This window comes from Chitinimonas sp., from assembly GCF_041904975.1.
Lineage (GTDB): Bacteria > Pseudomonadota > Gammaproteobacteria > Burkholderiales > Chitinimonadaceae > Chitinimonas.
The window spans coordinates 1-4,015 of record NZ_JAYRLZ010000117.1; the positions used below are offsets into that span (position 1 = coordinate 1).

3 protein-coding genes are annotated in these 4,015 nt (G+C 62.1%); 1 reads left to right on the forward strand and 2 read right to left on the reverse strand.

All coding sequences use genetic code 11. The features are described 5' to 3' along the window. Positions 1–189: 189 nt before the first annotated feature. Positions 190–1,131, reverse strand: a complete 942-nt coding sequence (locus tag ACE3OH_RS12195; protein WP_374352808.1) for a LysR family transcriptional regulator — start codon at positions 1,129–1,131, stop codon at positions 190–192. Between the two features lie 195 nt (positions 1,132–1,326). Further along, positions 1,327–1,857 carry a gamma carbonic anhydrase family protein gene (locus ACE3OH_RS12200; protein WP_374352811.1) on the reverse strand — a complete coding sequence of 177 codons (531 nt, stop codon included), beginning with the start codon at positions 1,855–1,857 and terminating at the stop codon, positions 1,327–1,329. Positions 1,858–1,990: 133 nt separating this feature from the next. On the opposite strand from ACE3OH_RS12200, the gene ACE3OH_RS12205 reads away from it, so the two are divergent. Further along, positions 1,991–4,015 (forward strand): M3 family metallopeptidase (locus tag ACE3OH_RS12205; RefSeq protein ID WP_374352815.1); only part of this gene is annotated, 2,025 nt, incomplete at its 3' end.

Sequence of the window (4,015 nt, forward strand, 5' to 3'; positions counted from 1 at the left end):
AGTGATCTACCTCAGTGCGCAACAACACAGCGCCTGGCGGCTTTCCGGCGAAACCCACAGGGCCGGGCCGAGTTTCGCGGTAACTCCGCGTTGTCATTCGCTTACATAAGCCGTTATGCCGCGCTCATTCCGCCTTGATTTACCGCAAAACCCGACCCGGCGCGACCGCCGGCAAAACGTCAACAGAGCCTAGTTCCAGGATTCGTAAGTCTGATTGAATTGCGTCACGCCATGCATGGACTTGAGCAGCACCGCGTACACCTGGTTACGGAACCACTGGTGCGCCGCATCATGGTGATTGCGCGCATGCCACAGCAGCCAGTAGCGATACACCGGCGCCTCGAATGGCAAGGGTTGCCAGGCGATCGGCAGGGATGTCGCCATCACGGTGGCGATATGCTGCGGCAGGGTCAGCAGCAAGCGCGTGCCTGTAAGAATGCGCACTGCCGAGCCATAAAACGGCACTTCCAGCACCACGCGCCGCGCCAGGTTCATGCTCGCCAAAGCCCGGTCAACCGGCCCGTTCTTGTTGCCACCCCCGCCGATCAGCACATGCCCGGCTGCAATATAGTCGGCCAGCGCGAGCGGTCCGGCCGCCAAGGGGTGGTGACGGCACATTGCCACCACCGGCACGTCCTGCCCCATGGCACGGCCATGCAGATTCTCGGGAATCGCATCGGCCATGGTCGGCACCAGATCAATATCTTCTGCCAACCAGCGATACTGGTCCGGCCCCCACATGCGCAGCACCAGTTCCAGCCGCGGAGCCTGGATATGCAGGGTATCGAGCAGGGTGGGCAACATGAAGTCGGCAATATAGTCCGATGCGCTTAATGAAAAGCGGCGGCTGCAGGCTGCCGGATCGAACACGGGCGCCTCCAGCACCGTCTCCATCGTGGCCAGCATGGACCTGAGCGGGGCGAGCATCGCCTGCGCGCGCGTGGTCAGCAGGTAGTCGCGCCCCTCGCGTATCAGCAGTGGGTCGCCCAGCTGCTCGCGTAGCTGTGCCAGTTGGCGACTCAAGGCAGACTGGGTCAAGCCAAGCTGCTTGCCGGCTTCGGTCAGATTGCGAGTCTCGAGGATGACCAGCAAGGAGCGCAGCAGATTCAGGTTGAAGCCGGTAGCAGACATGGCAGAAATCCTGGCACAAGGCGAATCCATCCCCAAACTGGCATGGTTTTTGACGCGACGCCCAAATTTTAGGCAGTAATAGCAATCGCTGCCCGATCAGCCACTTAGCCAGCTTATCCACATGCCACACACAGCTTTGTTCATGACAATGTGTGGAAATGCACAGACAGCCGGGGTGCACCGGGCAGCGCGCGCTCAGCTCTCCTGATGTGCCCTCATCAGGCGGATATAGTGCGCGGCAGAATAGTTGAAATGCGCCAGCTCTTCTTCGCTGAGCGGACGCACCGGCTTCGCTGGGCGGCCCACATACAGATAGCCCGATTCCAGCACCTTGCCCGGCGGTACCAGAGAGCCGGCACCGATCATCACCTGCGATTGGATCACGGCGCGATCGAGCACAATGCTGCCGATGCCGATCAGCACCTCATCGCCAATGGTGCAGCCATGCAGGGTGACCTGATGGCCGATGGTGACGCGCTCGCCAATGATCAGCGGGGCGCCTTCCGGGTCACTATCGCGCTTGTGGCTGACATGAAGACAAGCGAGGTCTTGCACATTCGAATCACGGCCAATGCGGATATGGTTCACATCGCCACGCACAATGGCGCCGGGCCAGATCGAGGCGTTTTCGCCCAGCACCACATCACCCACCACCACGGCGGTTTCATCGACAAAGGCAGATTCCGGCACAGTGGGCGATACACCCTTGAAACGGCGCAGGGCCATGGCAACACTCCAGCTTGATAGCAAAAGCGCCAGTATAACGACTGTGCCCGCCAGATCGGCGCTTGAAGCTGGCGGGTTTGGCGCCATCTAGGGTGAATTCGGGGCGCCGCCCCAGTTACCGGACCCTGCTGCCATGACCAATCCCCTGCTCGACTTTCGCGATCTGCCACCCTTTGCCGATATCCAGCCCGACCATATCAGCCCGGCCATAGCCCAGCTGCTGATGGAGGCACGTGCTGCAGTGGCGGCTGCGGAAACCGTTGCGCCAGTCAGCTGGGATAACTTCATGGCGCCGCTCGACGACAGCTCGGAGCGGCTCAGTCGCGCCTGGGGCCAGGTGGCGCATTTGCAATCGGTGGTGAACTCCCCGGCGCTGCGCGAAGCCTACAACGCCAATCTGCCCAAGATCAGCCAGTTCAGCGCCGAAGTGGCACAAAACCTGGCGCTGTTTGCGCAATACAAGCGCCTGGCTGCCAGCAGCGAATTTGCCGGCTATAGCACGGCACGCAAAGCCACCATCGAGCAGGCCTTGCGCGACTTTCGCCTCGGCGGCGCCGAGCTCGATGAAGCTCACAAGCCGCGCTTTGCCGCCATCAAGGAAGAGCTGGCCCAGCTGGCTGCCCAGTTCGAGCAAAACCTGCTCGATGCCACCGATGCGTTTGCCCACTATGTGACCGATGAAGCCGAGCTGTCGGGCCTGCCCGATGAGCTCAGGCAAATGGCACGCGCTGGCGCCGAAGCGGATGGCAAGCCCGGCTATAAATTCACCCTGCAGATGCCAAGCTTTATGCCGGTGCAGCAATATGCCGACCACCGGCCGCTGCGCGAAGCGCTGTACCGCGCCTATGTCACCCGCGCCGCCGAGTTTGGCCCGGCCGAGCGCGATAACACCCCGCTGATCAGCCGCATCCTGGCACTGCGCAGCGAACTGGCCAGCCTGCTTGGCTTTGCCAGCTATGCCGATTACTCACTGGCCACCAAGATGGCCGATACGCCGGAGCAGGTAATGCAATTCCTGCGCGATCTGGCCAGCCGCGCCAAACCGTTTGCCCGGAAAGACCGCCAGGAGCTGGAAGCCTTTGCCCGTGAGCAGCTGGGCCTTGATGAGCTAGCCGCCTGGGACCTTGCCTATGTGTCGGAAAAGCTCAAGGAAGCGCGCTATGCCTTCTCGGCGCAGACGGTGAAGCAGTACTTTACCGAGCCCAAGGTATTGGCCGGTCTGTTCGGCCTGATCGAGTCACTGTATGGCCTGAAGGCCGAGCCCGATAGCGGCCCGGTCTGGCACGCCGATGCCCGCCTGTATCGATTGACAGACCGCAGCGGCAAGCTGGTCGGCCAGTTCTACCTCGATCTGTATGCACGCGAGAACAAGCGCGGCGGCGCCTGGATGAATGACTGCCGCAATCGCCGCCATAAGGCAGGCGGCGACCAGACGCCCATCGTCTACCTGGTATGCAATTTCGGCCGTGGCGTCGATGGCAAACCCGCCACCTTTACCCATGGCGAAGTCACCACCCTGTTCCATGAGATGGGCCACGGTTTGCACCAACTACTCACCGAGGTGGGCGAATTGAGCGTGGCCGGCATCAATGGGGTGGAATGGGATGCGGTCGAGCTACCCAGCCAGTTCATGGAAAACTTCTGCTGGGAATGGGAGCGGGTCAGCGCCATGACCGCCCATGTCGATAGCGGCGAGCCGCTGCCGCGCGAGCTATGGGACAAGATGCTGGCCGCCCGCCATTTCCAGAGCGGTATGGTGATGGCGCGCCAGCTGGAATTCGGCCTGTTCGATATGGAATTGCACAGCCGCTTCGATGCCGGCAGCGACACCGTGCAAGCCCTGCTCGACCGGGTGCGCGCCGAGGTGGCGGTCAATCTGCCACCGGCCTACAACCGCTTTCCACAGGCGTTCTCGCATATCTTCGCCGGAGGCTACGCCGCCGGCTACTACAGCTATAAATGGGCCGAAGTGCTCAGTGCCGACGCCTATGCCGCCTTCGAGGAAGCGCCGGATCAGCTGGCGCAAACCGGCGACCGCTTCCGCCGCGAGGTACTGGCAGTGGGCGGCAGCCGCCCGGCGCTGGTCTCGTTCAAGTCCTTCCGCGGTCGCGAGCCGCAAATCGATGCCTTGCTGCGGCATAGCGGGATGAACGCCACA